Annotated in this window: 18 protein-coding genes and 1 tRNA gene; 9 read left to right on the top strand and 10 right to left on the bottom strand. The window is 34.8% G+C overall.

The window, feature by feature from the left end:
* Both phytr_RS03525 and phytr_RS03520 read right to left on the bottom strand, forming a co-directional pair.
* The gene (locus phytr_RS03525) at positions 1-1,467 is read right to left on the bottom strand and encodes an ankyrin repeat domain-containing protein (RefSeq protein WP_106874509.1); all 1,467 of its coding nucleotides are present in this window, start codon (positions 1,465-1,467) and stop codon (positions 1-3) included.
* 155 nt (positions 1,468-1,622) lie between these two features.
* Complete coding sequence (locus tag phytr_RS03520; RefSeq protein WP_106874508.1) at positions 1,623-3,128, bottom strand: ankyrin repeat domain-containing protein; 1,506 nt, start codon at positions 3,126-3,128, stop codon at positions 1,623-1,625.
* 89 nt (positions 3,129-3,217) lie between these two features.
* Between phytr_RS03520 and phytr_RS06395 the strand changes: the two genes are divergently transcribed.
* Complete coding sequence (locus phytr_RS06395; protein WP_158706849.1) at positions 3,218-3,385, top strand: hypothetical protein; 168 nt, start codon at positions 3,218-3,220, stop codon at positions 3,383-3,385.
* 69 nt (positions 3,386-3,454) lie between these two features.
* A complete protein-coding gene (gene blaOXA / locus phytr_RS03515) occupies positions 3,455-4,252 on the top strand; it encodes a class D beta-lactamase (RefSeq protein ID WP_106874507.1) in 798 nt (265 codons plus the stop codon).
* Here the strand turns inward: blaOXA and lpdA are convergent.
* A complete protein-coding gene (gene lpdA / locus phytr_RS03510) occupies positions 4,242-5,627 on the bottom strand; it encodes a dihydrolipoyl dehydrogenase (protein WP_106874506.1) in 1,386 nt (461 codons plus the stop codon). The two genes, blaOXA and lpdA, sit on opposite strands and share 11 nt — an antisense overlap.
* A gap of 60 nt (positions 5,628-5,687) precedes the next feature.
* Positions 5,688-8,363, bottom strand: coding sequence for a PD-(D/E)XK nuclease family protein (locus phytr_RS03505; RefSeq protein ID WP_106874505.1), 2,676 nt, complete (start codon positions 8,361-8,363; stop codon positions 5,688-5,690).
* A gap of 117 nt (positions 8,364-8,480) precedes the next feature.
* Here phytr_RS03505 and phytr_RS03500 point away from each other — a divergent pair, with 117 nt between their 5' ends.
* The gene (locus tag phytr_RS03500) at positions 8,481-9,662 is read left to right on the top strand and encodes an acetyl-CoA C-acetyltransferase (RefSeq protein WP_106875032.1); all 1,182 of its coding nucleotides are present in this window, start codon (positions 8,481-8,483) and stop codon (positions 9,660-9,662) included.
* A 77-nt stretch (positions 9,663-9,739) separates the two neighbouring features.
* On the opposite strand, the gene phytr_RS03495 is transcribed toward phytr_RS03500, so the two are convergent.
* Positions 9,740-10,324 carry an ankyrin repeat domain-containing protein gene (locus phytr_RS03495; protein ID WP_158706848.1) on the bottom strand — a complete coding sequence of 195 codons (585 nt, stop codon included), beginning with the start codon at positions 10,322-10,324 and terminating at the stop codon, positions 9,740-9,742.
* Between the two features lie 312 nt (positions 10,325-10,636).
* On the opposite strand from phytr_RS03495, the gene phytr_RS03490 reads away from it, so the two are divergent.
* The 6 genes from phytr_RS03490 (at position 10,637) to phytr_RS03465 (ending at position 19,344) form a co-directional block, all read left to right on the top strand.
* Positions 10,637-11,422: an HlyD family secretion protein gene (locus phytr_RS03490; RefSeq protein ID WP_106874503.1), complete on the top strand. Its 786-nt coding sequence runs from the start codon at positions 10,637-10,639 to the stop codon at positions 11,420-11,422.
* Between the two features lie 2 nt (positions 11,423-11,424).
* Positions 11,425-12,351 carry an ABC transporter ATP-binding protein gene (locus tag phytr_RS03485; RefSeq protein WP_106874502.1) on the top strand — a complete coding sequence of 309 codons (927 nt, stop codon included), beginning with the start codon at positions 11,425-11,427 and terminating at the stop codon, positions 12,349-12,351.
* Positions 12,348-13,478 carry an ABC transporter permease gene (locus phytr_RS03480; RefSeq protein WP_106874501.1) on the top strand — a complete coding sequence of 377 codons (1,131 nt, stop codon included), beginning with the start codon at positions 12,348-12,350 and terminating at the stop codon, positions 13,476-13,478. Before phytr_RS03485 ends, phytr_RS03480 begins: the two co-directional genes overlap by 4 nt.
* 102 nt (positions 13,479-13,580) lie before the next feature.
* Positions 13,581-15,293, top strand: coding sequence for an ankyrin repeat domain-containing protein (locus phytr_RS03475; RefSeq protein WP_106874500.1), 1,713 nt, complete (start codon positions 13,581-13,583; stop codon positions 15,291-15,293).
* Between the two features lie 202 nt (positions 15,294-15,495).
* Entirely contained in the window at positions 15,496-17,517 is a 2,022-nt protein-coding gene (locus tag phytr_RS03470) for an ankyrin repeat domain-containing protein (protein WP_106874499.1), read from the top strand.
* Between the two features lie 225 nt (positions 17,518-17,742).
* Positions 17,743-19,344 (top strand): ankyrin repeat domain-containing protein, encoded by a 1,602-nt coding sequence (locus phytr_RS03465; protein WP_106874498.1) that lies wholly within the window; start codon positions 17,743-17,745, stop codon positions 19,342-19,344.
* Positions 19,345-19,375: 31 nt separating this feature from the next.
* Here phytr_RS03465 and phytr_RS03460 read toward each other — a convergent pair whose 3' ends face one another.
* The 5 genes from phytr_RS03460 to phytr_RS03440 form a co-directional block, all read right to left on the bottom strand.
* The gene (locus phytr_RS03460; RefSeq protein WP_106874497.1) at positions 19,376-20,641 is read right to left on the bottom strand and encodes an MFS transporter; all 1,266 of its coding nucleotides are present in this window, start codon (positions 20,639-20,641) and stop codon (positions 19,376-19,378) included.
* A gap of 117 nt (positions 20,642-20,758) precedes the next feature.
* Positions 20,759-20,833 (bottom strand) — tRNA-Asn (locus phytr_RS03455).
* A gap of 104 nt (positions 20,834-20,937) precedes the next feature.
* On the bottom strand, positions 20,938-21,600 hold the full coding sequence (locus phytr_RS03450; protein WP_106874496.1) for a hypothetical protein: 663 nt from the start codon (positions 21,598-21,600) through the stop codon (positions 20,938-20,940).
* On the bottom strand, positions 21,587-22,582 hold the full coding sequence (gene obgE / locus phytr_RS03445) for a GTPase ObgE (RefSeq protein WP_106874495.1): 996 nt from the start codon (positions 22,580-22,582) through the stop codon (positions 21,587-21,589). Before obgE ends, phytr_RS03450 begins: the two co-directional genes overlap by 14 nt.
* A gap of 63 nt (positions 22,583-22,645) precedes the next feature.
* Positions 22,646-25,444 carry an ATP-binding protein gene (locus phytr_RS03440; RefSeq protein WP_106874494.1) on the bottom strand — a complete coding sequence of 933 codons (2,799 nt, stop codon included), beginning with the start codon at positions 25,442-25,444 and terminating at the stop codon, positions 22,646-22,648.
* Positions 25,445-25,485 lie beyond the last annotated feature (41 nt).

Below are 25,485 nucleotides of genomic sequence, written 5' to 3'. Positions count from 1 at the left end.
TTATGTGGTCTCGGAAGCTTCACCTGTTAAATCAGATTGTTCTGCTTTATCTATTGAAGATTGTAGTGAACTGGAGGTCTTGAATTCATAATCTGAGAGCTTTTGAGCACTTAAACCTTCATCTACAGTAATCTTGCTTAAATCAGTTGTGAGGTCTTCAGATGATATAGATTTATATTTTTCTCTTATTTCTTTTAAATACGCATCAAAATCAAAAGGTGTTTTGAATTTGTCTTCTTTATACTCTTGACCATCCTTCTTAAAATTTTTAATCACCTCTGCCGTACTAAAATTCTTATAAGCATAAGCTAAAGTTTCAGGTGTTTGAAGCTTATAGTTTTTTAGGTTAGGATTTGCACCATTTAATATTAATATCTCAGCTATACAATCTCGACCGAACATAGCCGCATAATGAAGAGCGGTGTTTCCTCCTTGGTTTTGTTGATCTAAGCGAGCACCATGTTGAATGAGTAGAGAAAATGTTTCTGGTGGGCAAGTTTTGTTATGAGCGGCAGTATGTAATGCGGTATTGCCGAAGCTTCCTTTAGCGTGTATATCAGCTCCTTTTTCTATAAGTAACTCCACTACATCGTGCAATCCATTTGCAGATGCTCGGATTAAAGGTGTGGATCCTGAAGCGTCTGGTATATTTGGGTTTGCGCCTGCTTTCAATAGTATGGCTGCAATTTCCTTATTGTTAGTATCTGTTTTAAGTGCAAGATTTAAAGGTGTTAGTCCCGATATATCTGTTTTATCCAAATCACAATCATCTTGAGTGATAATCTGTTTTATTTCTTCTATTTTGTTTTCGCGGACATATTGATGTATTAAGCTCGATTTTGGTAGATCTATTTTTTTGTCTAATAATTCAAGCATTTTAGGGTTTATAGAACGTATAGCGTAACCGTAAGCGCTATTGCGTCCTTCCGGAGGTACAATAGCTCTATCCTTGCTGCGGTGTGGGTCAGCTCCATGATCCAAGAGATATTTTGCCGAATATAAATTATCGTTTATCACTGCTACTGCTAAAGCTGTGTAGCCTTTTGCGCTCATGGTATTAATATCCCATCCAGTTTCCAAAATACTATCTAAAACAGCAGAATAGGAATCGGTAGTGGTTGGGTAAAAGGATATTACGGCTCTTTCCAGAGCGCTAAAACCTTTATCGCATTTGATATTGAAATTAGCGCCGGCCTTTATCAATAAGCAAGCAATTTCCGGATCTGCAACAGCTCTAGTTAAAGATAAATTTACAGGTGTCAGTCCTTCTGTATTTCGAGAATTCAACTCTACTTTTTGCTCTATCAAGTATTCCACTACTGTTTTGCACCTATATTTAACTGCCAAATGTAGAGATGTATTTTGTTTTGGATCTAATGAAGAGTTGATATCTTGTGTAGCGCTCAATAGTGATAATGTTGTATCTTCTTTGCGGCTCCTTAGGGCTTCTATTAATTCTAAATTCATGTATAAAAATGCTTTTAATTATATACTTACTATAGTACATAAAATATTTGATATAAATCAAATATAATTTAAGGAAATTTTAGAATAGTAAATTATAAAAAATACTTAGTGTTTTTAGTATTCTTAAAGTTTTTATAATTGCAGTTATAAATATTTCATTTTGTTTCGGAAGTATCGCCTATTAATTCGGATGGTTTTACGTCATCTGTTAAGGGCGGTTGTAAATCATGAGTAGTTTTTAGCTCTAAATTTTTAGTATCTAAGGTTTCTTGAAAGCTACATTGTTTATCTCCAGCGGTACTATCTAAATCAATTGTAGGAGTGAGTGATGGTATTTTTGCTTTGTGCTTTTCAAGAGTGTGTTTCAAATATTTATTTGTATTTGAAAGTGTAAGAGTTTGATCCTCCTTATACTCTTGAGTACTTTTATTAAAACTCTTAATTAAAGCTGCTATGCTGAAATTCTTATAGTATATAGCTAGTTCAGCTGGTGTATAAAAGTTTTTGTTTATTAAGCGAGCATTGGCGCCATGTGACATTAATATCTTAACAACGTCATCACGATCTAACATAGCAGCATAGTGTAAGGCGGTGTTTTTTTCTTTATTTTGTAGGTTTAGATTAGCGCCATGTTGAATGAGCAGAGAAAATGTTTTAGGTGCACAATCTTTATTACGAGCCGCAGTTTGTAATGGAGCATTACCAAAATTATCCTGTGCATTAATGATAGCTCCTTTTTCTATAAGCAATTTCACTACATCATGAAATCCATGTGCGGCTGCACGAATTAAAGGTGTTGTTCCCAAGGTATCGGGTATATTTGGATCTGCTCCTGCCTTAAGTAATATAGAGGCCATCTTTTCATTTTTTATACCCGTTTTAAGTGCAAGATTTAAAGGAGTAAGTCCTGAGCCATCCGTTTTATTTAAATCGTAATCACCTTGTATGATAATTTGCTTTATTTCTTCTATCTTGTTTTCTCGGACATATTGATGTACTAAGCTTGAGTTTGGTAAATTCATTGCGCCATTTTTTTCCAATAGTTCAATCATTTCGTTGCTTCCAAGACGTTTTGCGTAACCATAAGCGCTACTACGTAATTCTGGAGCTACGTGGAGTTTGTCTATGCTACGATGAGGGTTAGCTCCATGATCTAGTAGATATTTAGTAGAATATAAATTGTTATTTGTTACTGCTATTGTCAAAGCTGTATACCCATGCTTATCAATACTATTAATATTCCATCCAGTTTCTAAAATACTATCTAAAACAGCGGAATAAGAATCGCTAGAAGTGGGATAGAAAGATATGATAGCCCTGTCTATTGGGCTATAGCCTTTATTACAAGCTATACGAAAATTGGCGCCAGCTTTTATCAGTAAACAGGCAATTTCAGGGTTGTCAACTTCTCGAGTTAAAGACAGATTTAAAGGTGTAAGTCCCTCTATATTTTTGCGATTCAGCTCTACATTTATCTCGATTAAAAGCTTTACTACTAATTTGCGACCGTATTTTACGGCCAAATGTAAGGCTGTTTCTTCTTTCTCATTCAATGAAGCTTCAATATTGACTAAAGGATAATCAAGGTTTATAGTTTTTATTAATGATAAGGTAATGTCTTCTTCACCATTATGTAAAAGTCTTGCCAATCTTGAAAGCATAAAATATTTATAATTAAGTTTTTATATACTTTATAATAAATTTGTTATAAATCAAACTTAAGAGACGTACATATCGGTAATTAGATTTTTTGTATGTAATATTACTAAAAGCACAAAGCTTAGTGGCTGTATTTAGTATTAAAAGTAGCTGTTTTGGCAGTTTAGCACATTGCTTACCTCAAAGTTGGAAGGGTGCATCGTCAGAACTACATATTGCTCTAGCGGCTTTAAATTCTATAGATATCTCAACTATCTAATTGATTGAATTTTATTTTATAATACGTGAAGGGGGCATGTGATTTTCTTAACTTTAATAAAAATAGATTATGAAACAATTCTTAGCGCTGCTTATATCTTTATGTGCAACGGAAGTATTTGCGGCAAAAATTTGCTTCACAGCAAAGGAAAAAGACAAAATGATTCATCAAGAAGGAGATTGCAGCAATCAATATCCTCCTGAATCTACATTTAAGATTGCTTTGAGTTTAATGGGCTTTAATTCGTCAATTTTTGTTGATCAAGATACTCCTTTATGGGAATATAAAAACGAATATGCTAGCTTTAATAATATTTGTAAACAAGATCAAACTCCAAAGACTTGGATGAGGGATAGTTGTCTTTGGTATTCTCAAATATTAACTAGCAAGTTGGGCACAAGGAAATTTCAACAATATGTCCGAGACTTTAACTATGGCAATATGAATTTATCTGGGGATAAGGGATTAAATAATGGGCTAAGTCGTTCTTGGATTTCAAGTTCTCTTAAAATTTCTCCACATCAACAATTAGATTTTTTACAAAATATTATTGAACAAAAGCTGCCGGTAAACAAAAAAAGTTACATCCAGACAAAGGGAATAATGTTTGTTACTGAGCTTGCTGCAGGATGGAAGTTGTATGGTAAAACTGGCAGTGGAGTTCAAGTTGATCATAATTGTAATAAGAGCGAACTACAACAGGGATGGTTTGTTGGATATATCCAAAAGGGTAGTAGAAGTATCGTTTTTGCAAGTCATATTGCTGATGATAAAAAAGAAAACGTGCCGGCCTCTTTTCGAGCAAGGAACGAGGCTTTTATAAAACTTTATTACATAATAAATGAACTAGAAGGATCTAAATATTAATAGCCTCCTTATTTACTGCCTTTGCAGCTTCGCATATTGCTTCACTTAAAGTTGGATGGGGATGCATTGTTAGAGCTATGTCTTGGCTGGATGCTTTAAATTCCATGGCAACAGCCAGCTCACTGATCAAATTGCTAGCGTTTTGTCCTATAATGTGAGCGCCTAAAATCTGATCTGTTTTGCTATCTGCAAGGATTTTCACAAAGCCTTCAGTTGAGACAATAGCTTTAGCCTTACTATTGGCTATGAAAGGAAATTTACCTACCTTATACTCTTTTGATGCTGCCTTTAACTGCTCTTCGGTAAGACCAACGCTGGCAACTTCTGGAGATGTGTAAATTACACTAGGTATTAGGTTATAATTTATAGATGGTTTTTTACCATTCATAATTTCGACTGCATCGATGCTTTCACCTTCCGCTTTATGTGCAAGCATAGGACCAGGGATCACGTCTCCTACTGCATATATGGATGGGTGTTTTGTTCTATAAAAACTATCTACCTTAATAAATCCCCTGTTATCTTTTTCTATGCCTAATTCCTCAAGACCGAGATCCGCAGTGTACGGAACCCTACCAGCTGCAACGAGCACAATATCTGCATCTAGCTCTGATTCTGTGTTATCTTTTTGTGCCTTAATAAGTACTTTATCTCTTTGAGTCTGGGCTGATAAAACTTTTGTACTCATTTGGAATTGCATACCTTGTTTTTGTAGTAAGCTATAGAGAGTAGTAGCTACTTCTTTATCCATAAATGGTAAAAAGTTATTTGAATACTCTAGTACCACTACTTCTGAGCCAAGCCTTCTCCATACAGAGCCTAGCTCCAGCCCGATATATCCTGCTCCTATTACAATTAGCTTTTGCGGTACTTCTTTGAGGCTCAGTGCGCCTGTTGATGAAACTATTCTTTTATGATCTAAGGTAATATTAGGAAGAGGGGAAGGGATTGAGCCCGTTGCAATCAGAATATTGTGTGCAGTAATTTCAGTTTGATTATTTATAAGCACAGTATTGGGTGATGTAATTTTTGCAGTACCGCCGATTCGATGAATTTTATTTTTGTTAAAAAGCATCTCGATACCCCTTGTTAAATCTGAGACTACTTTATCTTTCTTGGCGATCATCGTAGCTAGATCCAACGAGCAGGAAGTATTTATTCCTATTCCTGCTAAATGTTTGAGAGCTTCTTCATATTTTTCAGAAAAATGCAAGAGAGCTTTAGACGGGATGCAGCCTACATTTAAGCAAGTTCCACCAAGTGTTGAATCTTTTTCAACGCATGCTACCTTCATGCCAAGTTGAGCGGCTCTTATAGCTCCTGTGTATCCTGCCGGTCCTGCTCCTATAATGACTAAATCAAAGTTATTTTCCATAAATTGCTACATTTAATTTTCTAAGGGTATGGTAGCACTTTTAGAATTAAAAACTAGAATTTATGTATATAAGAAGTAGTTTTTTCTTCCTAAGTGTCTATATTGATCGTATTTTGGGATGTAGTCATCGTGAGGCAAAACATAATAGCGTACAGGCTGGGAGAGATAGTGCTTCAATAAGTTTTGCAAACCCGAATAATGAATATCAAAATCTATGTCTTGCATTGAAATTTCTTGTAAGTGAGGATCGTTGTGAGAAAGCTTGATAAAGCTAATTTGCGATGGGTTTACTTTTGGCAATCCTTTAAACCCCCCGCGTGCAAGTATCAAGCCTTCAACAATTAGCTGCGGAGCTATACCGCTTAATACATCCTTTTTTGTAGGAGGGGTTCCAGTTTTATAGTCTATGATATGCACGCTGCCATCTTCGTTCACTACAATCTCATCTGCTATAGCTATAATTCTTTGGGTTTTATCATCTATATCAACATACATTTGGCCATAAATTTCACTGTAAATCTTTTTTGCACCTCTGGTGCGAGCAAAATTTACGTATGCAGAACCGATAGATGCAATTTTAGGCCACCAGAGATTTATAATAAACTCATCTGCCCCTAATTTTTTTATCTCTAATTCAGCCAATTGCAAAAATGCTTTAGTATCTCCTATTTCAGGTAACTTATTATATGCGCAAATGATCGCATGCAGCAGCGTACCAAATTCTGCGTTTAACTCTTGCTTATTAAGTTCATCATAAGGGTAAAGCCTTAAGATATTTTTAGCATAAAAACCATGAGGATTTTTAATAAGTAACTCTAAGTTAGTGACAGAAACTTTTTCAGGAAAACAACTGTTTTCTACGAGAAATTCACTATTTACGGGTAGGGTGCGATCAAAAAGATAATATCTTAGAACATCTAGGTATCCATTTTTGCTGTCAACATTAAGAATTTTATCACTTTTTGCCAAGTGCATTAGCTGTTGCCAGAATTTTGATGAGCTTGTAGTAGAATTATTAACTTTTTTTGCGCGCGTTAAAACTACTTCCTTATTACACAGTAGTAAGTAAAAGTCTTGCATTTTTGCTTTAAACTCTTCTTCAGGATTGGTTAAATCTAAGCTACGGCGTAAAGCACCTGCAATCCACATATCTAAATTTTGTGAGGCGCATTTTATATCTCCGTTCATATCACCTAAAATAACAAGATCAAAGTTGAGATATAAGGAGTTATCAGGTGATAAAATAGATACCTGAGGGGATGGATGAGATGTGATGATTCTATTTTTCTTTAAAATTGCTTTTAGAAAATTATAGTATTCATCTTTTTTAATAACGCTAAAGTTTGCCTCAAGTAGGTCGCGGAAAAAATTTACTATTTTCTCAATGCCAGAAATTTTCCAAATATCAGGGTATAGCTCCTCGGATAATTGAAAGCTTATACGAATGAAATCATTTAATTCAGCTTCATCTTTTAATTTGTTTTGATATTTTTGGATAATGCTGTAGAAATTTTCCCACCAGGTTTTAAGCCATAAATCTTCGATATGATTACTAATATCAAAGGCACTATTCATGAAAACATTTTCTCTAATTATATTTTCGACTCGATTGCTATACTCGCAGTAAATATATGGATGTTTCAAGCAGGCTAAAAGTTTATCTATGCTCGTTGGCTCTAAGATATAATGCGTTAAAGATAAAATGAATTGAACAAGCTTATTTTCGAGAAAATTCTCACCTAAAAAATCTGCAAAGCTAATCTGATATTTTTTAAGGTTGTTAATAACAAAGTTGATGATATGCCTGTTACTGAGCATTAAGGCTATGGATTTACCTGGGTTTTTGTCTAAAAAATCTTTAATTAGAATAAATATCAAATTACTCTCTTCAATTTCGTTTTCTGCCTCTACTAAGCTTATGTGAGAAATTTTGCTTTGAGGATTTGCTCCTAAGAAGTCTTTAAACGAAAAATTACTCTCTTCTTGACCTATAGGTTTTATATCTTTAACCTTTAAAAATTCTACGAGCTTTTTAGAATTATTAAATAGATCTAAATTTTTCGCATCACAAATTGGTGGTAAGATAAAAGTTAGGTTTTCGTTGTCTAAATTGTCTAGCAAAAACTGGTTAAAAAATTTAGATTCTCGCGTAAGTCCAACTAATATTGTAGGACCTAATTGAACTAATTCTTTAAGGTATTTTACGTAAATTTTATTATCAAAATCAAAACTTGGAAGCTTATTATCTAGAGAGTTTTTTAGATTAACACTTTGCTCGCCTATGAGTTTTAATTGCTCTTGAAGGTGGATGCTTTTATCTGCTAGCAGCTGTTCATCTAAACATGTAATATCAGCATTATTATTTGCTAATTCTTTTAGTACTTGGTGTAATTGATTTGCTACTTCAAACCTATCTGCAGCATGTAAATCTGGCATTAAATTCTTAGATAGACATAAAATTTCTTCAATAGACTTTGCTCTTCCATACAATTTATCATTTTCTTTAATAACCCTAAAGCGCTCCCAAAGACTGCTTAGGGGTATAATTTGGGGTAAAAAGAAGTTGCCTCCAGATGGTTTTAAAGTTTCTATAAGTTCTTTATGGAAAAACTGACATTGCAAGGGATGAGCGAAAATTATTTGTACCTGGTCTATCCCTTTGCCATAGGTGTTTACTAAAAACTTACTAAGAACGCTAAGGTAATTTAGGTGAGATGGGATATAATAAAAGAGCATGTGTTGTGATTTTGTATCAAGTTTAAAAATCAATATCGCATTTAATATAATTTACTATATTTTGGTAAAAGAACTAAGATAAGTTTTTCTCATAAACTAATCAAAATGGCATTTTATATGAAAGAAGTATATATTTTAGGGGCAAAGCGCTCTGCAATCGGTAATTTACTAGGCTCACTCAGCTCTTTAAGCGCAGTTGAGTTAGGAAGTTTAGTAGCAAGCGATTTAGTATCGCAATTTCCTTATCCAATAGATGAAGTGATAATAGGACAGGTTCTTACGAGCAGTTTAGGTCAAAATCCTGCAAGGCAAATTACGATAAAAGCACTCAAGGATTCAAAAAGACATCCTTTTGAAATTCCTGCATATACAATTAATAAAGTATGTGGATCAGGATTAAAATCAGTTGCCCTTGGTGCAACCTCAATTTTGCACGGCGATGGGCAGTTAATTTTAGCTGGAGGCGTTGAGTCTATGTCTAATGCTCCTCATACTGCTATGCTTCGTAAGGGAACTAAAATGGGGAATGTAAATTTCGTAGATACGATGTCTTATGACGGCTTAACAGATGTGTTTTCAGGAAAGGCTATGGGTATTACAGCTGAAAATATTGCTAATAAATTTAATATAACCCGTGAGCAGCAAGATAGATTTGCATATGAATCCCAAGTAAAAGCAGCGGCAGCAGCAAAAAATGGTAGATTTAAGGATGAGATAACACCAATTAATTTAACTGTCAAAAAACAAACAGTAATAGTTGACCAAGATGAGTTTATAAGACCTGATACAACGCTAGAATCTCTGGCAAAGCTAAGACCTGCATTTATAGAAAATGGTACGGTGACAGCTGGTAATAGCTCTGGTATTAATGACGGAGCTGCATTTGTTCTTCTTGGTTCGGATGATTTTGTTAAATCTAATAACCTAAAACCTTTGGTGCGAGTTGTTTCTTTTGCTTCAGCTGGGGTTGATCCTGATATTATGGGTACAGGCCCAATACCAGCTACTCGTCTTGCTCTTAAAAAAGCTGGGTGGAGTGTAAATGATTTGGATGTAATAGAGTCTAATGAAGCATTTGCTGCCCAAAGTTTATGTGTCTTGCAAGAGCTAGGTTTAGATCCGGCAAAAGTAAACATCAATGGTGGCGCTATTGCCTTAGGTCATCCTATTGGAGCAAGTGGCACTAGAGTTTTAGTTACTTTAATCCATGAGCTGAAAAGACAAGGAAAGAAAAGGGGTTTAGCGACATTGTGTATAGGTGGTGGAATGGGAATAGCTATGTGTATTGAAGCAGTATAAAAGTAGTTAGTTGGGCACTTTTGACGTCAGAATTGCTCGCGTGATTCCTAAATATTCCCCCACTTATGGGGGGGTATTTAATCTCCAATATAATGAGAGTTTGTATAGTTGTTATGGCCTACTATTAGTGCATCATCATGGTGCGTAGAGTTGTTCTGAGCCATTAGTGCATCCTCCATCGCATCTAACGTTTCACTTACGATATCAAGTTTATTTTCTGTTGTAGCCCAAAATTTTAACCAATCTACAGGCGTTTCTCCTTTATGATTTGGAATACTAGCTTGAGCGCCAGCATTCATTAGTAATTTGATTACGTTCAAATATCCTTTTTCCGCAGCTAAATGTAAAGCGGTTTGACCTTGATCATCTCGAGGGTTTATGTTAATGTTTGGCTGACTGAGTAGGAACTCTATTACATCTTCATGCCCTCTTGTTGCAGCGCAGTGTAATGGGCTTGTGCCCCTATTATCTGATGCATTAACAATATTTGCGCCCAGATCTGAGATCGATATAATCTCCTTCATGATATCTGGGTGTCCAGTAAGTGAAGCGCTGAAAAAATCACGGATATATTCTTGATCTTCTATTGTTATTACCATATTTTCTTCTTGATCCGAATCTTCTATTGCTACTGTAGGATAATTTTGTATAACTCTTAACATTTTTTTCATCTTTTAGTTGTTAATAACTCAATACTATATACTATTGATTATAAAAATCAAGATATATTTATCTTAAAGTTAGAAAATATTAGCTTTACTAAATATAAAATAAATAAGATATAATATATATTGTAAAGCTTTAATATTAAAAAAACTATATTTAATCATATTAAAGATTAATTTTTTCCTTTGCTTTTGGGTGGTTATTTATTATCCGGTTTTTTACTCAATTTTTCCTAAATAATGGTCAAAAATAATGATTTTTAAGACTTGATGCTTGATTAAAATTTTTATTAAAATATAAATCAAAAAATGCGTTATCACTTTTATTTTTTATTGTTACTGCTCACAAGCTGTAACCAAAACAAGGTAAGTTTGCATGGCTACGTCGAGGGGGAATATCAATATATCACTCCCACAACTTCGGGGACTCTAAAAAATCTATATGTTCATCGAGGAGACGTTGTTAAAACAGGAGATAAGCTTTTTGCTTTGGATGATGTTGAGCTTAAAGCTGCAATAGAGAATGCTAAGGCTGACATACGTCAGTTGGAAGCTGTATTTGATGAGAGCACCAAAACGTATCAAAGATCTCAAGAGCTTTTAAAATCTAAAACCATAAGTCAAGCTGATTTTGATAAACAACAAGCTAATTATAACGCTGCTAAAGCAAAACTAGATGCCGCAAATCAAAGCCTTGTTTCTGCTGAAAAGAAATTGCAAGATTCAGCCCCTTTGGCTATTAACGATGCCTATATTGAAAACACATTCTTTTTGCCAGGGGAGTTTGTTCAAGCTGGCAAACCAGTGGTAAGTCTGCTTCCTCCTAACGAAGTTAAAGTTAGGTTTTTTGTACCACAAAAACAACTGCCTAAAATTGCTGAGGGGAAATATGTTACTGTATCATGTGATGGATGCCCAAAGAAAATCAAAGCTAAAATCATATATATAGCAAAGCAGGCGGAATATACTCCTCCGGTAATTTACAGTACAGATGCGAGGCAGAAAATGGTATTTATGGTTGAAGCCAAGACTGATCAACCCGAGACATCCCTCAACCCAGGTCTCCCAGTTGATATTAATATAGAAGACAAGTAGCAATGGCCAAGTATGCTATTGATCTGCATAATTTATCTAAAAGCTTTGCTGGTAAAAGGGCTGTAGATAATATAAACATACAAGTGCCTCGTGGAAAAGTATATGGTTTTCTTGGGCCAAACGGTAGTGGTAAAACTACGACAATTAGGATGATATGCGGTCTTTTAACCCCTGATAGCGGAGAGGGTACGTGCCTTGATTATGATATACGTACGCAATCACAACTTATACAAGAAAATGTAGGTTATATGACACAAAAATTTAGTTATTGGGAAGATATGACTACGCAAGAGAATTTAGAATTTATATCAGATATGTTTGGTATAAATAATAAAAAGGCTAAAGTGCAAGAATGTATTGAAAAATTTGGGCTTGAAAAATATCAATTTCAACTTGCAGGTCGTATGTCCGGTGGTTGGAAACAAAGGCTTGCCCTTGCCGCATGTACATTACATAATCCAGAATTATTGCTTCTCGATGAACCAACTGCGGGGGTTGATCCAAAAGCTCGCAGGGAATTTTGGGACGAGATTCATAAACTCGCTGCTGAAGGAGTGACCATATTGGTGACTACGCACTATATGGATGAAGCTGAGCGTTGTCACAAAATTATTTATATTGCAGGTGGCAAAATTATGACTCAAGGAACTATAGATGAGGTGATTAACAATGCCGGTCTTACTACATGGGTAGTTAAAGGTGAGAATTTAGCTAGTTTGCAAAGGGAGCTGGAAAAACATCCAGCTGTTACAACTGCTGCTCCTTTTGGTGAAAGTTTGCATGTTAGCGGAATAGATGAGGAAGCATTGAATAATGCTACTGCGCCATATCGAAACAATCCCTCATATAGTTGGGAACTATCTTCTCCATCTATGGAGGATGCTTTCATTCATTACATGACAAAAGCACAAATGGAGAATTTACTATGAGCATATCTTTTCGTCGCATTTGGGCAATACTCAAAAAAGAATTCATACAGCTAAAACGTGATGTGAGCACCTTGAAGATGGTTATCGCAATTCCTATAATGCAGCTGATTATGTTCGGGTTTGCAATTAATTCTGATCCTAAAAACCTTGCTACTGCAGTTTTATCTTCAGATCATGGTATTATTGCGCGTAATATCATAACGGGATTAAATAACTCAGGATATTTTACAATTACGGATGAGATCAAATCTGAGAGAGATGCTAGAAGCTTGCTGCAAGAAGGTCTTGTGACATTTGTGGTTACTATACCTGAAGGCTTTACCCGTGACTTGATAAGAGGAGCTAAGCCATATTTGTTAGTTGAGGCTGATGCAACTGATCCTGTTGCTATATCGGGAGCTCTAGGGATCCTAAACCAAGCAGTTGCCAGCGCAGTAGGAAGAGATACTTACGGTATGCTAGAGACCATTGCCCCCTCTCAGCCTCCTTATGAAGTTCGTGTTCACCGATTATACAATCCAGAAGGAATTAGCCGCTATAATATTGTTCCGGGATTAATCGCGATTGTTTTGACTATGACATGTGTAATGATGACGGCGCTTTCTTTGACCAAGGAGAGGGAGAGGGGAACTATGGAAAACCTTTTATCAATGCCTGTTAAACCTATTGAGGTTATGGCGGGAAAAATTGCGCCATATATCATTATAGGATATATTCAGTTTACTATAATTTTACTTGCAGCTTATTTCGTATTTAAAGTGCCTATTTTAGGAAGTTTATTCCTTTTAGTTTTGGGTTTATTTATGTTTATTGTTTGCAATTTGGCGTTAGGTTTCACATTATCAACAGCTGCACAAAATCAGATGCAAGCCATGCAATCATCAACGTTTCTTCTCTTGCCTTCAATCTTGCTGTCTGGCTTTATGTTTCCTTTCAGAGGTATGCCCGAATGGGCTCAAATGATAGGTAGTTGTCTTCCGGCTACTTATCTAATACGCATTGTCAGGGGAGTTATGCTTAAAGGGGGCACTTTATCTGAAATTTGGCATCATATGTGGCCTTTGTGCATTTTTATGGTGGTTATAACAATCATTGCAATGAAAGTGTATAAGACTAACTTGGATTAGGAAGGCTTTTTAGTGTTTTTAACATTTTATTCTTGATCAAAAATTTTCATAATTGATATTATTATGATATTATTTTAACGGTAATCTTAAAATAATATAACAATGGATGAGTCAATTGATACCTCAATGAATTTAGCTAAACCCAAACCAAGTGTATTGGCAGAGTTTTTAAAGTCTCGTGATATTAAAGATGTAAACACTGTTTCTATAAAGCATGGTGATTTGCGTAACATTATCTTGGAGTATTTACAGGTAATTGGTTCTTATTATTGCGCTGAAAATAAAGACGGTACATTATCCTTAGTTCATACAGCTGCGATTAATGGTGAAGTAGAAGTAATGAGGATGCTACTTGATGCAAATGTTGATAAGGAGGCTAGGAGTATTAATGGTGGAACGCCATTACATTATGCTGCGATAGAGGGACATGTTGAGGTAGTAAAGATGCTACTTGATGCAAATGCTGATAAGGATGCTAGGGATGATAAAAGTGCAACGCCATTACATTGTGCTGCAAAAGGGGGGAATGTTGAGGTATTGAAGATACTACTTGATGCAAATGCTGATAAGAATGCTAGGGATGATAAAAGTGCAACGCCATTACATTATGCTGCAAGAGGGGGGAATGTTGAGGTGGTGATTGCATTACTTGATGCAAATGCTGATAAAGACGCTAAAGATATCTGGAGCCGAACTCCTTTATATGAAGCTGCTACAGGTTGCTTAGATTATGACTCTGACTATGGTAACGATTATGAATTTAATGTAGATACTCAATTGAAGATAGTAAGATTGATGATTGAAAGAGGCGCTGATAAAGATGTTAAAGACTATAATGGGGAAACGTTGCTGCATGCAACTTTTGGAAGGGAAGAGAGATTAAAAATATTAAAGTATTTAATTGACAATGGGGTGAGGGCTCATGATTTAGATAATAGGGGTAGAAATGTTCTTGAGAATTTTTTGTATGAGTGGGAGGAAGATGAAACAGCAGTATCACTTTTATCTTGCCATAAACAACTTTTAGATTTAAATAAGCCTGTGATATCTAGTTTTTTGGAAGAAAATGTAGATCAAATTATTAGATATGAGTTAGATAAATTAGATCAGCCTAGAGCTATTTTAACTGGTTTAAGGAATATATTTGAGATATTTAGTGATGCTGGTAATGAAAATTTTTGTAAAAGTTTTTTAGAAGCAATAAAGCAATATGCTTATAATTTTACTTCATTGCCAACATTTGATTTATCTCAAGTTAATAACATAAAGAGTTTTTTAATAGTCAAGGCTAATCGTGAGGAGTTCAAGGAATTGTTATCTTCAATTCAATATGCAGATCCTTTAAGTAATATTGTAAATGAAGCTAAAGCAGAAGTTGAAAGATCTTATAACAGTGTTGATAATTATATAGTTAGTTTGACTAGAAGAGTTATTGAACCAACTGAACCATTAGGAAGCATAGGGCACGCTAAAGGTTTAAAGGTCATGTTGAATTTTTTAGATCAAGTGGATGCAAATAGGTTGTTCCAAACTAGAGATCATCGAAAAACTGATGCTTTAATGGAAAAGCTACCTAAGCTTCAGAGGATGTTTGTTCTATTTGAGAAGCTGCAAAAAGCTGTTGTATTTGGAAGGATGGGGGGTAATATCATAGAAAAAGCCACTCAAAAGGTTATAGCAAATGTAGGCATGAAAGATGAATCTAATGGTGAAGAATATTCTATTTTTGATCATTTGCCTACCGAAGTATGTCCAGATGTAGCTTTATCTACCGTTGGTTCTGGTGGAGTAGAAGAATGTAAGGGACAAGTTTGAAATTTATAGTAATATCCACAGCTATTGCGATGAAGGTATATAGCACAAACCTGGATTAAAAAGGCTTCTTTACCATCTTTCATGTTGAAGTTTTCTAGTGTTAGAACTTTGGATGCCTAGTATAGATTAGGCTATTCAAAATCATTTTGAATATCTAGATTTTTCTGCCATAATTAAAATAAATATTCCAATATAGTTAATTATGACAAACCATCCTAAAGACATTTTTGAAAATTTCATCTTTAATTTTCATACTACAGATAGGGAAAAATTAGAGGGTGTAATACAACAAAAACTTACATATGATTCATCATGCTGTGATTTTTTGCTATCTAAAGCTTGTCAAGAAGGTAGTACAGCATTGATATATTTTTTACTTTCTAAAGCTTGCCAAAAAAATGATACGCAAGTGGTATCTTTTTTGATTGAAAAAGGCATAAATGTTAAAGTTAATTTTGATTCTTCGCTGATAATCTGCGCTATCCAACATGGCAGTCAAGAAATAGCGAGGATACTGATAGAAAGCGGAGCTGATGTTAATGCTGAAAGTGATTACTGGCAAAGGCCACTGCACCTGGCTGTTAAAAATGGTCAATTAGATATAGTGAGGTTACTACTTGACAGAGGTGCTGATATTAATGCCTCATCCATTCATGTCGGAACACCACTGCAGCTTGCTGCTAAAAAAGGTCAAGAGGAGATGGTAAGGTTATTACTTGATAGAGGGGCTGATATTAAGGCGCCATCTGGTCGAGAGCCACTAGAATGGGCCGCTGCTGAAGGTCACGTGAAAGTGGTGGAGCTGCTACTTGACAGAGGCGCTGATATTGAAGCTGGGCACGAAACGCCCCTTCAGATGGCAGCCAAAGCAGGTCAAGTGGATGTAGTGAGGTTATTACTTGATAGGGGAGCTGATATTGAGCCGCAATGTATTAGTGGTTTTACACCACTACTCTGGGCTGCAACAACAGGCCACGTGAAAGTAGTGGAGCTACTAATTGATAGAGGTGCTAATATTGAGGCCAAATCTAATCAAGGGTTTAGAGGACTGCATAGCTCTGTTAAACACTTTGAAGTAATGAAACTACTACTTGATAGAGGTGCTGAGGTCGATACTCTAAGTGATGGGGGTCACAGTCCACTGCATTATGCTGCTCAAGATGGTAAGGAGGAAGTAGTACAGCTGCTGCTGGATAGGGGAGCTGATATTGAGCTCCAAAATGAAAGCGGGGATGGACCCATACACCGCGCTGCTACTCAGGGTGAAATGAAAGTAGTGGAACTACTACTTGACAGAGGAGCTGATATTAATGCCCAAAATCATAGGGGAGAAAGGCTATTATACTGCTTTGCTGAAAGCGGTAATGTAAAGAGAGTGAAATGGTTACTTGATAAAGGAGCTGATGTTTATGTTTTAAATAATCAAGGTAAAAATGTCCTCGAATTCGTGGGTTCATCAAAAGTAGAAATGATATCTTTTTTCTGTCATTATAAAGGGCTTTTAGATTTAAATAAATCATCTATATCCAGTTTATTAAAGAAGAATATAAATAAAATCATCAAACATGAACTTAACGAGCCTAATAATAACATGGATGGTTTAAGAAATGTATTGGAAGCATTTAGTAATGCTGATAATAATGCCTTTTGCAAAGATTTCTTAAAAAAAGTAAAAAAGCATGTTCAATCTAGTGGCTTTGTGCCAAAACTAAAGTTAGATTTAGATAACGATACTAATATAAAAAAATTCTTGTTAGCTAGGTCCAAACTGGAGGATTTAAAGAAATTGTTCTCTTCGATTGAATCTGAACAAACGGACCCATACCTTGAGTCTTTAAGCTGTATTGCATCTAAAGTTTATGAAAAAGTTAATCAATATTGGGAACAAATTGATAAGCATATAGTAGATTTGGGTAATAAGGTGATCGATCCAACTTACCCACTAGGAAAAATAGCTAAGACTGAAGCGTCCAAGAATATATTTGAACTCTTAGGTAAGGATATGACTGAGTTGTTTCAAACTAGAGATCATCGAAGACAGACCTTAGCGAATAATCAAGCAGAAGCAGCTACGAAGAAGCTTAAAACAGATGAAGGTACAGAAGATAATGATCATAGTGGAATGTCTGATATTTCTGATAATTTACCTACCGAAGTATGTTCAGATGTAGGTTTATCTACCGTTGGCTCTGGTGGAATAGAAGAATGTAAGGGACAAGGTTGAAATTTATAGTAATATCCACATTTTAATGAGAGTATAGGACTAACAAGGGGTTAATTAGAGTGAATTATTCTTAATAAATCAGTTTTTTTAACTGCTTTAAACTTATAACTTTTGTCAAATCAAATAAGATAAATCTAAATCATTAATTCATTTGCTTCCAAAAATTTAGGAAGTAGCATTATTTTTTTATATAATTCATATATAGCTAAATTAGGGTACTAAACAATGAATACATTAGATATATTAATGGCTGTAGCCAAAGATGATAGAGATTTGATGGTAAATTTTCTAAACTCTGCATATCCCGCGATCAATACTTCTTCTTTAAACTTAGATAGCTTGAAGGATGAAGTATTAGGATCTGTGATGGGAGATATTTATACAATTATTAATAGTCATGGTATACAATCTTTAATCCATATAGCTGTTGAGAGTACATGTGTAAAAGTACTTAATTTTTTGCTACACGTAGCTGCTACATATGACGCAGTAGAATTGGCGTCATCATTACTTGATAAAGGCGTTGATATTGAAGCTAGGTGTAACTTTGATATGAAAGATTTGGGTAACAAGGGCAGAAGTCCATTGCACACAGCTGCCATCCACGGTAAGGTGAAAGTAGCGAAGTTGCTACTTGATAGAGAGGCGAATATTGAAGCTCGTGATAGTAATGAAGAAACGCCATTGCACTACGCTGCCTATGACAACCCAAGGGCAGTTGAGTTACTAGTTAGTAGTGGTGCACAGGTTAATGTCAGAAATATACGGGGTGAAACGCCATTGCACCATGCTGCTCTACAGTGTAGTGAGGGGTGGATAGCAGAAATGCTACTTGATAAAGGCGCTGATATTGAAGCCAAAAATAATACAGGTGAAACGCCATTGCATTATGCTGCTCGTAATGGAATAAGAGACATAGCGGAGGTACTACTTGATCATGGGGCTAATATATATGCTGTCAATAATGATGGTGAAAATGTCATCGACTTCGCAATATTAGAGATTGATAAGCAGTTAGAGGGAGAATACATGGAAGAAGATGATGTAGATATGAGTACATTAACTCTCTTTTGCCGTTACAAAGAGCTTTTAGATTTAAATCATCCTTTTCTTTATGATGCCTTAACTATAAATATAGAGGGAATAATCCATGCAGAACTACTATCTAGTAAGAACTTAGATGGTTTAAAAAATATATTAGAGGCATTTAGTGATGCCGGTGATAAGGATTTTTGTGAAAATTTTTTAACAAAAATGAAAGATTATGTTCAATCTAACATGTATAGGTTTATACCATCAGAGTTTGATCTATCTAACAAGAATAGTATAAAGAATCTTTTCTATATTAAATCTAGACTTGAAGATAGGAAGCAATTATTTTCTTCGATTAAACCTGAACAAACAAACGAGTATCTTAAGTCTTTAAGAGACATCGCGGTTGAGGTTTATGAGAAAGTTAATCAATATTGGGAACGAGTTGATAGCCATATAATAGACTTGGGAGATGGGGTGATTGAGCCAACTAGTTCACTAGGAAAAATAGCTAAGACCGAGGCTTCCAAGAATATGTTTGGCTTCTTAGATCGTGATTTGATTAGGTTGTTCCAAACTAGAGATCACCGAAAAACACAAGCCTTACTTAAGAAAATAGCAAATGATGATATAAACCACTCCACAGAAAAACCTAGAGCAGATGTCGATATAAAAGATGAGGCTTATAGTGAAGCGGCTTATGTTGTCGATAATGTACTTACCGAAGCGTGCCCAGGTTTCAGTTTACCTACCATTGGCTGTGGGGGGGTGGAAGAATGTAAGGGACAAAACTGATAATGTGTCTTTATGTCTCTCTAAACTTGTGTCAAGATGATTTGTTATGAGAAGATATAGCAAAAGCGGCGGCTCCTGATAAAAATAGAATATATAAAATTAGGGGTGATAAGCTTGAATAGGTAGTAAAGAAAAAGAGGGCGAGGATTATAATATTGCGACCTAAAAGCTCCATTCCAATACCTCCTCCTATTGCTGCAATTAAATATTTTTCTTCTCCACAATCATCTGTAATGTTGGCCGTCCAGATCCTTAGTGCGACGGCAAAAGGAACGCCAACTCCTATTACTATTACTCTGAGTATCATGATGGTGCTCAAAGATATTACGTTTAGACTAGCAAACAATATTGAAGATGTAATAAAAACTATAGCAATTCCGCTTAACATAACACGCTCTAGTTTAATATTATCTCGAGGTAAAAATCCGCCTAAAGGTATCACAAATGCATCAAAAATAATAAGCCAGCTATGTAAATATAAAGCTTCTTGAATCGATATATCTTTTGCTGATGGTAATATAGAGTTCATGATGGTAAAAGCAATTGGATAAGATATATAGCTGAAGCCATTTAAAAAAATAATACGCCAAATTTTATCTTTATTAGTTTTGATGATACCCCAGACATTTTGAGTTTTGTTATTTACATGCATTTTTGTTGCCCTGTAACCATTGGCTCTAATGAAAATACTTACAATGCTTGTTAAAAAACCGAAAGCAAATCCTACACGCCAGTAAATTAATGGATCAGAGCTATGGCTTACCAATCTAGCAACTACGGCTGCAATCATAATCCCTACCATAGTGGACATGGAGTATAAGCTACTTGATACGTTACGTTTACGTTGATCGTGAGAAGAAACAATATACAGGCCAGCAATTGCTCCTTCACCTGAAGCAAAAATAGATTGCAATGATCTCATAAATAGCAGGAACAGAGGGGCTAGGGGGCCTGCTTGTTCATAGCTTGGCAAAAGTGCAATTAAGAAAGTCGCAATCGCTACTCCTACTAATGAGTATCTAAGTGCTCGTAGAGGTCCGATGAATAATGCAAGTCTACCAAACAGGATCGCTCCTAATGGTCTTGTAATTACTCCAACTGAGGCAATGCCAAAGGCGGCGATTTGATTAGTTAAATTATCTCCAGGAGCAAAAAATACGGCTGCGATAAAAGGTGCAAGAAGAGCATATATGTGTGTATCATAATGATCTAATGCATTACCTAGTAGTATGGTAATTTTATTCTTTCTTTCCCCGTCACGTAGGGATTTTAAAAATTCTTTAACAAGTTTTATCATAGATCATTGTTTGAGCTACGGCAGATCTTAACATACTTAAGGTGAAGCTAGAAATGTTAAAGTTGAATTAAAGAAAAGAGATTCCAGAAGCGTTACATGCTTGCCTGTAAAAATACTTGGCTCCTCGAGCAGGATTCGAACCTGCGACCAATCGGTTAACAGCCGATTGCTCTACCGCTGAGCTATCGAGGAAAATTTCACTGCTCTTCATATTTTACTCAAAAAAAATCTAAAACCAAGTAAAATTTTCATAAAGTTCTTTGAAAGTGTATTGTAAATAAGAAATTTTAATGTCGTTATTCAGATGTTTCTACTGGTTTAACTGAAATATAACCTACCCCTAGTTTAATATCTAAGTTAAAGTCATATTTCATATTGTCATACTTGAAATTTCCATCAATATATGAAGCTCCGGGCAAACTTTTTATAGAATTTTTAATTATAGAATTTTTAGGTAGCAAGTATGATATGTTACCTGTGCCAATTTCCAATTTTGTATCTAAAGGTTTTAAAGGTTCTAGGTTAGTCTTGAATTCTACATTTCCTGTTCCAAGTTTGATAGATACATTTTTAGTTACATCTGACAAGGAGATATTTCCCGATCCTCCAGAAATTTGGGTTGTAGCATCCAGGTTGCTAACTTTTACGTCTCCTGCTCCAATTTTAATATTAACTTTCACATTAGAGGATAACTTGACATTATAACTTGCTTGACAACCATTTTGGTATTTGTTGTTAAGTATTTGTATAGTGTTATCATTCTTTATGGTTTGAGTGTTACAATTTTCTCTAGAAGTTATATAATCTACAATAGTATTTTGGTCTTTACTGCCCTCAATAACTATTTCTCCTTCGTCTATTTCTACTATTAAATCAGTAATAGAACCAGTAAATGATCTAGTTTCTTGTCCCAAAGAAGGTAGTGTAAATAGCAACAGCAAAGCGCTAAAAATTCTCATGATATGATAATTTATGTATTTGGTTTAGTAACTTTGGTATATCATAACCTGTCATCGCAGAGATAGCAAAAATTTCTTTTTTAGTATATTTTTTTAAAGCATTTATTTTTTTACTTAAGGACTTTTGATCTACTAAATCTATTTTATTCAAACAAATAATTTCTATTTTTGTAGCTAAATCATTTGAATAGTTTGAAATTTCATTACGTATGATCTGGTAGTCTTTAACCAAATTATCCGAAGTTGCATCAATTAAATGCACCAGGATTTTACATTTTTCGATATGCTTCAAAAATTTATCTCCTAAACCTGAACCTAAATGAGCCCCTTCAATAAGACCTGGGATATCTGCAATTACAAATTCATGATCATAAATCTGAACAACGCCTAGGTTAGGTTTTAAAGTGCTAAAAGCATAATCTGCTATTTTAGGTTTTGCATTTGTAACTTTTGCTAAAAAGGTAGATTTGCCCGCATTTGGGAGTCCCGCAAGTCCAATATCGGCTATTACCCTGAGACTTAAGTACACTTGCACCTCTTCTGTTACTTCTCCTGAGGTTGCTTTTCTTGGAGCTCTGTTTATAGAGGATTTAAAGTGCATGTTACCAAGTCCTCCTTTTCCTCCTTCAAGGGCTACAAATTCTTCATAAGGATTTTGTAAATCATGCAACAATACTTGCTTTTGAGAATCGAAAATCTGAGTTCCAACGGGTACTTTTAAAACCAAAGGAGAACGAGATTTACCGCTCATGCACGCTCCTTTACCTGATTCTCCGTTTTGGCCTCTAAAATGCTTTTGGTATCTAAAATGTAGTAGGGTATTTAGATTTGGATCTGCTACGAAAATAATATCAGCGCCTCTGCCACCATCACCGCCATCTGGTCCTCCTTTAGCTACAAACTTCTCACGTCTAAAAGATACGCAACCATTACCTCCATTACCGCTTTTAATAAATATTTTAGCCTCATCAATAAAATGCATAAAACCACTTTTGTTTAAATAATAATCTATTGTATATCGCTTAAGTCGATCATCCAAGAAAAATTAAGATATAGGTTTTCTTGGTATCATAAAGGCAAAAGTAGCTCCTGGTTTAGTTTTATTATTTTCGGCCCAAATCATTCCATGATGCAGCTTAATAATCCTTTGGCATAACGCAAGCCCTAAGCCTTTTCCGGAGTTTTTGGTATAAGAACTTTTAGTAAATGCTCCGAAAATGTATTCCAGTTCATCTTCAGGAATTCCAATGCCTTCATCAATTATAGAGCATTTGATCGTTTGGACCATCATTTCATTAATAACTGCACTTTGATTCTCTAATAAAATTTCTATAGTACCTGCGTTGGTGAAGTTCATGGCGTTTTTAATTAGGTATTCTAGGCATTGAGATATTTTATCTGAGTCGCATGCAGTAATCAGGTGAGTAGCTTTATTATTGATGTTAAAGTGCACTTTAGGATTCCTGAATTCGCAAATTTTGCATGGTTCGATAGTATTTTCAACAAGCTCTTCGAAATTTATATCTTGATAGTTTAATGTAACATTTCCTGTGTTAAAATAAGATAGATCGACTAGCTTATTTATATACATTTGCAATTTTTTGTATTCTTGATAAACAAGCTCGACACTATCTTGATTATGTTTCTCAAAGCTGTCCTTGTTTTGATTTAAATTAGAGGCTCCGGCTCCAATATTTTCAATAGGTGTTTGAATTTCCTTATCTAAGTTATTAAGTATATCTTCTTTTACAATTAGAAGGTTTAGGGTTTGCTCGGAGATATCTTGTATTTTGTGGGTAATTTCGGCAAGTTCTTCTCGATACTTATTAGTATCTTTGTGAGGTTTTAAGAATGATATTAATGCTCCAATTAAAAATAGCAGCAGGTAAGACATTTGAAGTTGTAAATCTTTCACTTTAATATTCTCAACGCAACAGTAAAGATAAGAACTTGCAATAAGCATGCTAATAAGTATTAAAAATATTGTCACGTTCCACTTCAGCATTACCTGTATTGCTATAAAATTCATTAAAGCTATAATCATTTGCATTGGAGGAAAATGGCTAATAAATGCAAAAATAGCTGGAGTAATGATTGATATATAAAAAACTGAGAAAAGCCAGATAATTGATAAAATTTTTTCTTTTTTGAATGCTTGAGGCCAGATGGGATAAAAAGCTAGATTAGCAGAGATAATAAAAGCACTTGGATAAAGAAAATTTATTAAAGCAATATGTTTGGAGATAGCAGTTTGAGGTAACGTGATCTGAGTTAAAAAAATAGATAGAAGACCAAAGACTCCGAAAAATGAAATATTTGCCGCAGAGTTTGGCAACCCTTGTTTGCAAAATTCAATGAAACTTATATCAAAAGTATCGTATATGAATCTTTGTGTCTGTCTTCTTTTTGCTTGTTTAAATTCGTCAAATTCACGTTTTCCTTTGATGCCTAGCCATCCACCTGTTTGTTTTAAGAGGTAATGACCGCCTAATAAAAATATAATATTAGCAAGCATGCCTGGTATAAAGAGGTTAAGGCCTGGTATGGCAAATTTCCATTGATAAATTATCATTACGATGATTGCTCCAAACATTCCTAGTAATACAGATAATTCAGAGCTACGGAATCCAAATATTGCGAAAAGCATAGGTATTGATACTAGCGTCATAAAGAGGCTAGCAATTCCTATTAATAATACAAAACTTTCCGTTGTATTTAATGCTATATATGAGGCAATTAAACCACCTATAATTGATAATAAACGGAAAATTAACGATTCATTTTGAGCCAATCGAAGCCCTAAGGGACTTAACACATCGCGTGCTAGCATAGTTGATGAATATAGTAATAGAAAATCAGTAAAGGATACGGCAAGAATTATAGTGCATATGCAAATAAATCCTCTTAGACCGTTATACGCATAATTATCAAGGCAATATTTGAATAGGTCATTATGGTTAAGGTTAGGGTTCTCAGAAAAAAGTACAATAGCTAAAAAAGTCATAACTAATTGTATTATAAAAAAGATCAACCCAGCTATTTTAAAAGCTTCGGATGATTGTTGAGGGTTTTGAGACATTGAAATATTTGGAAAAACCAGTGGACCAAATTTAGGTATAAAAGCTATTATACAAAGCCCTAACATGTCATAAAAATCAGAATTATGAAAGTCAAAAATCTTTTTTAGATTAAATTTAGGATTAGAGTTTAAGGTTTCCCATACAATTTCTGTATTACTAAAGCCTGTCCATACCATTAGTAGAGTCATAGGTAACATGCAACTAAACATTGCAAATTGTATGAAGTCACTAAAAATAGGAAATTTAATTTTGCCAAATAAGGAGTATGCAATTATACATATCGCACTAACTCCTATTCCAGTCTCATAAGGTATACCTAATAAAATATCTAGCAACTGAGCTATAAATTTAAATTTGATACTCAATATTACCACAGCAAATGAGATAGATGATATTGATGTAATAAGTGCAGCCCAATTTCCCCATAGTTCTCTGGCGATTTGTGCAATTGAATACTTACCTAAAAATTCATTGATGCGGGGTGAAATAAATTTTGCTATGAATAAAAGGGATATAGGAACAAATAGCCTTGGGATGATGATATAAAGACCTTTACTGTAGCTTTCGGTGAAGGTATAAAGTAACATACCCGCTCCTATCCATATAGAAATTGAAGTTGCGGCAATTTTGGTAGTAGAAAAATTGCGCCTCGGATGACTATAATCGTCTATGCTAGTTGGTTTTGTGCGGTAAAAAAAGTTTGCTAGAAAATATGTGATAAAGAAACCAGCAAAAATTATAACATCCAGATTAAAGTTTAGCATGTTAATTTAATGTTTCTTATAATTCAATCATAACACGTTAA

It is taken from the genome of Candidatus Phycorickettsia trachydisci (genome assembly GCF_003015145.1).
GTDB classification, from domain to species: domain Bacteria; phylum Pseudomonadota; class Alphaproteobacteria; order Rickettsiales; family Rickettsiaceae; genus Phycorickettsia; species Phycorickettsia trachydisci.
The sequence above is the reverse complement of the archived record's forward strand: the minus strand, read 5'-3'. Positions and strand labels throughout refer to the sequence as shown.

Coding starts and splice junctions, on each gene's coding strand:
- phytr_RS03495 (WP_158706848.1), bottom strand. CDS start 10,324: ATGTTAAGAGTTATACAAAATTATCCTACAGTAGCAATAGAAGATTCG.
- phytr_RS03505 (WP_106874505.1), bottom strand. CDS start 8,363: ATGCTCTTTTATTATATCCCATCTCACCTAAATTACCTTAGCGTTCTT.
- phytr_RS03480 (WP_106874501.1), top strand. CDS start 12,348: ATGAGCATATCTTTTCGTCGCATTTGGGCAATACTCAAAAAAGAATTC.
- phytr_RS03465 (WP_106874498.1), top strand. CDS start 17,743: ATGAATACATTAGATATATTAATGGCTGTAGCCAAAGATGATAGAGAT.
- phytr_RS03490 (WP_106874503.1), top strand. CDS start 10,637: ATGCGTTATCACTTTTATTTTTTATTGTTACTGCTCACAAGCTGTAAC.
- blaOXA (WP_106874507.1), top strand. CDS start 3,455: ATGAAACAATTCTTAGCGCTGCTTATATCTTTATGTGCAACGGAAGTA.
- phytr_RS03450 (WP_106874496.1), bottom strand. CDS start 21,600: ATGAGAATTTTTAGCGCTTTGCTGTTGCTATTTACACTACCTTCTTTG.
- phytr_RS03440 (WP_106874494.1), bottom strand. CDS start 25,444: ATGCTAAACTTTAATCTGGATGTTATAATTTTTGCTGGTTTCTTTATC.
- phytr_RS03500 (WP_106875032.1), top strand. CDS start 8,481: ATGAAAGAAGTATATATTTTAGGGGCAAAGCGCTCTGCAATCGGTAAT.
- phytr_RS03475 (WP_106874500.1), top strand. CDS start 13,581: ATGGATGAGTCAATTGATACCTCAATGAATTTAGCTAAACCCAAACCA.
- phytr_RS03525 (WP_106874509.1), bottom strand. CDS start 1,467: ATGAATTTAGAATTAATAGAAGCCCTAAGGAGCCGCAAAGAAGATACA.
- obgE (WP_106874495.1), bottom strand. CDS start 22,582: ATGCATTTTATTGATGAGGCTAAAATATTTATTAAAAGCGGTAATGGA.
- phytr_RS03460 (WP_106874497.1), bottom strand. CDS start 20,641: ATGATAAAACTTGTTAAAGAATTTTTAAAATCCCTACGTGACGGGGAA.
- phytr_RS03485 (WP_106874502.1), top strand. CDS start 11,425: ATGGCCAAGTATGCTATTGATCTGCATAATTTATCTAAAAGCTTTGCT.
- lpdA (WP_106874506.1), bottom strand. CDS start 5,627: ATGGAAAATAACTTTGATTTAGTCATTATAGGAGCAGGACCGGCAGGA.
- phytr_RS03520 (WP_106874508.1), bottom strand. CDS start 3,128: ATGCTTTCAAGATTGGCAAGACTTTTACATAATGGTGAAGAAGACATT.
- phytr_RS03470 (WP_106874499.1), top strand. CDS start 15,496: ATGACAAACCATCCTAAAGACATTTTTGAAAATTTCATCTTTAATTTT.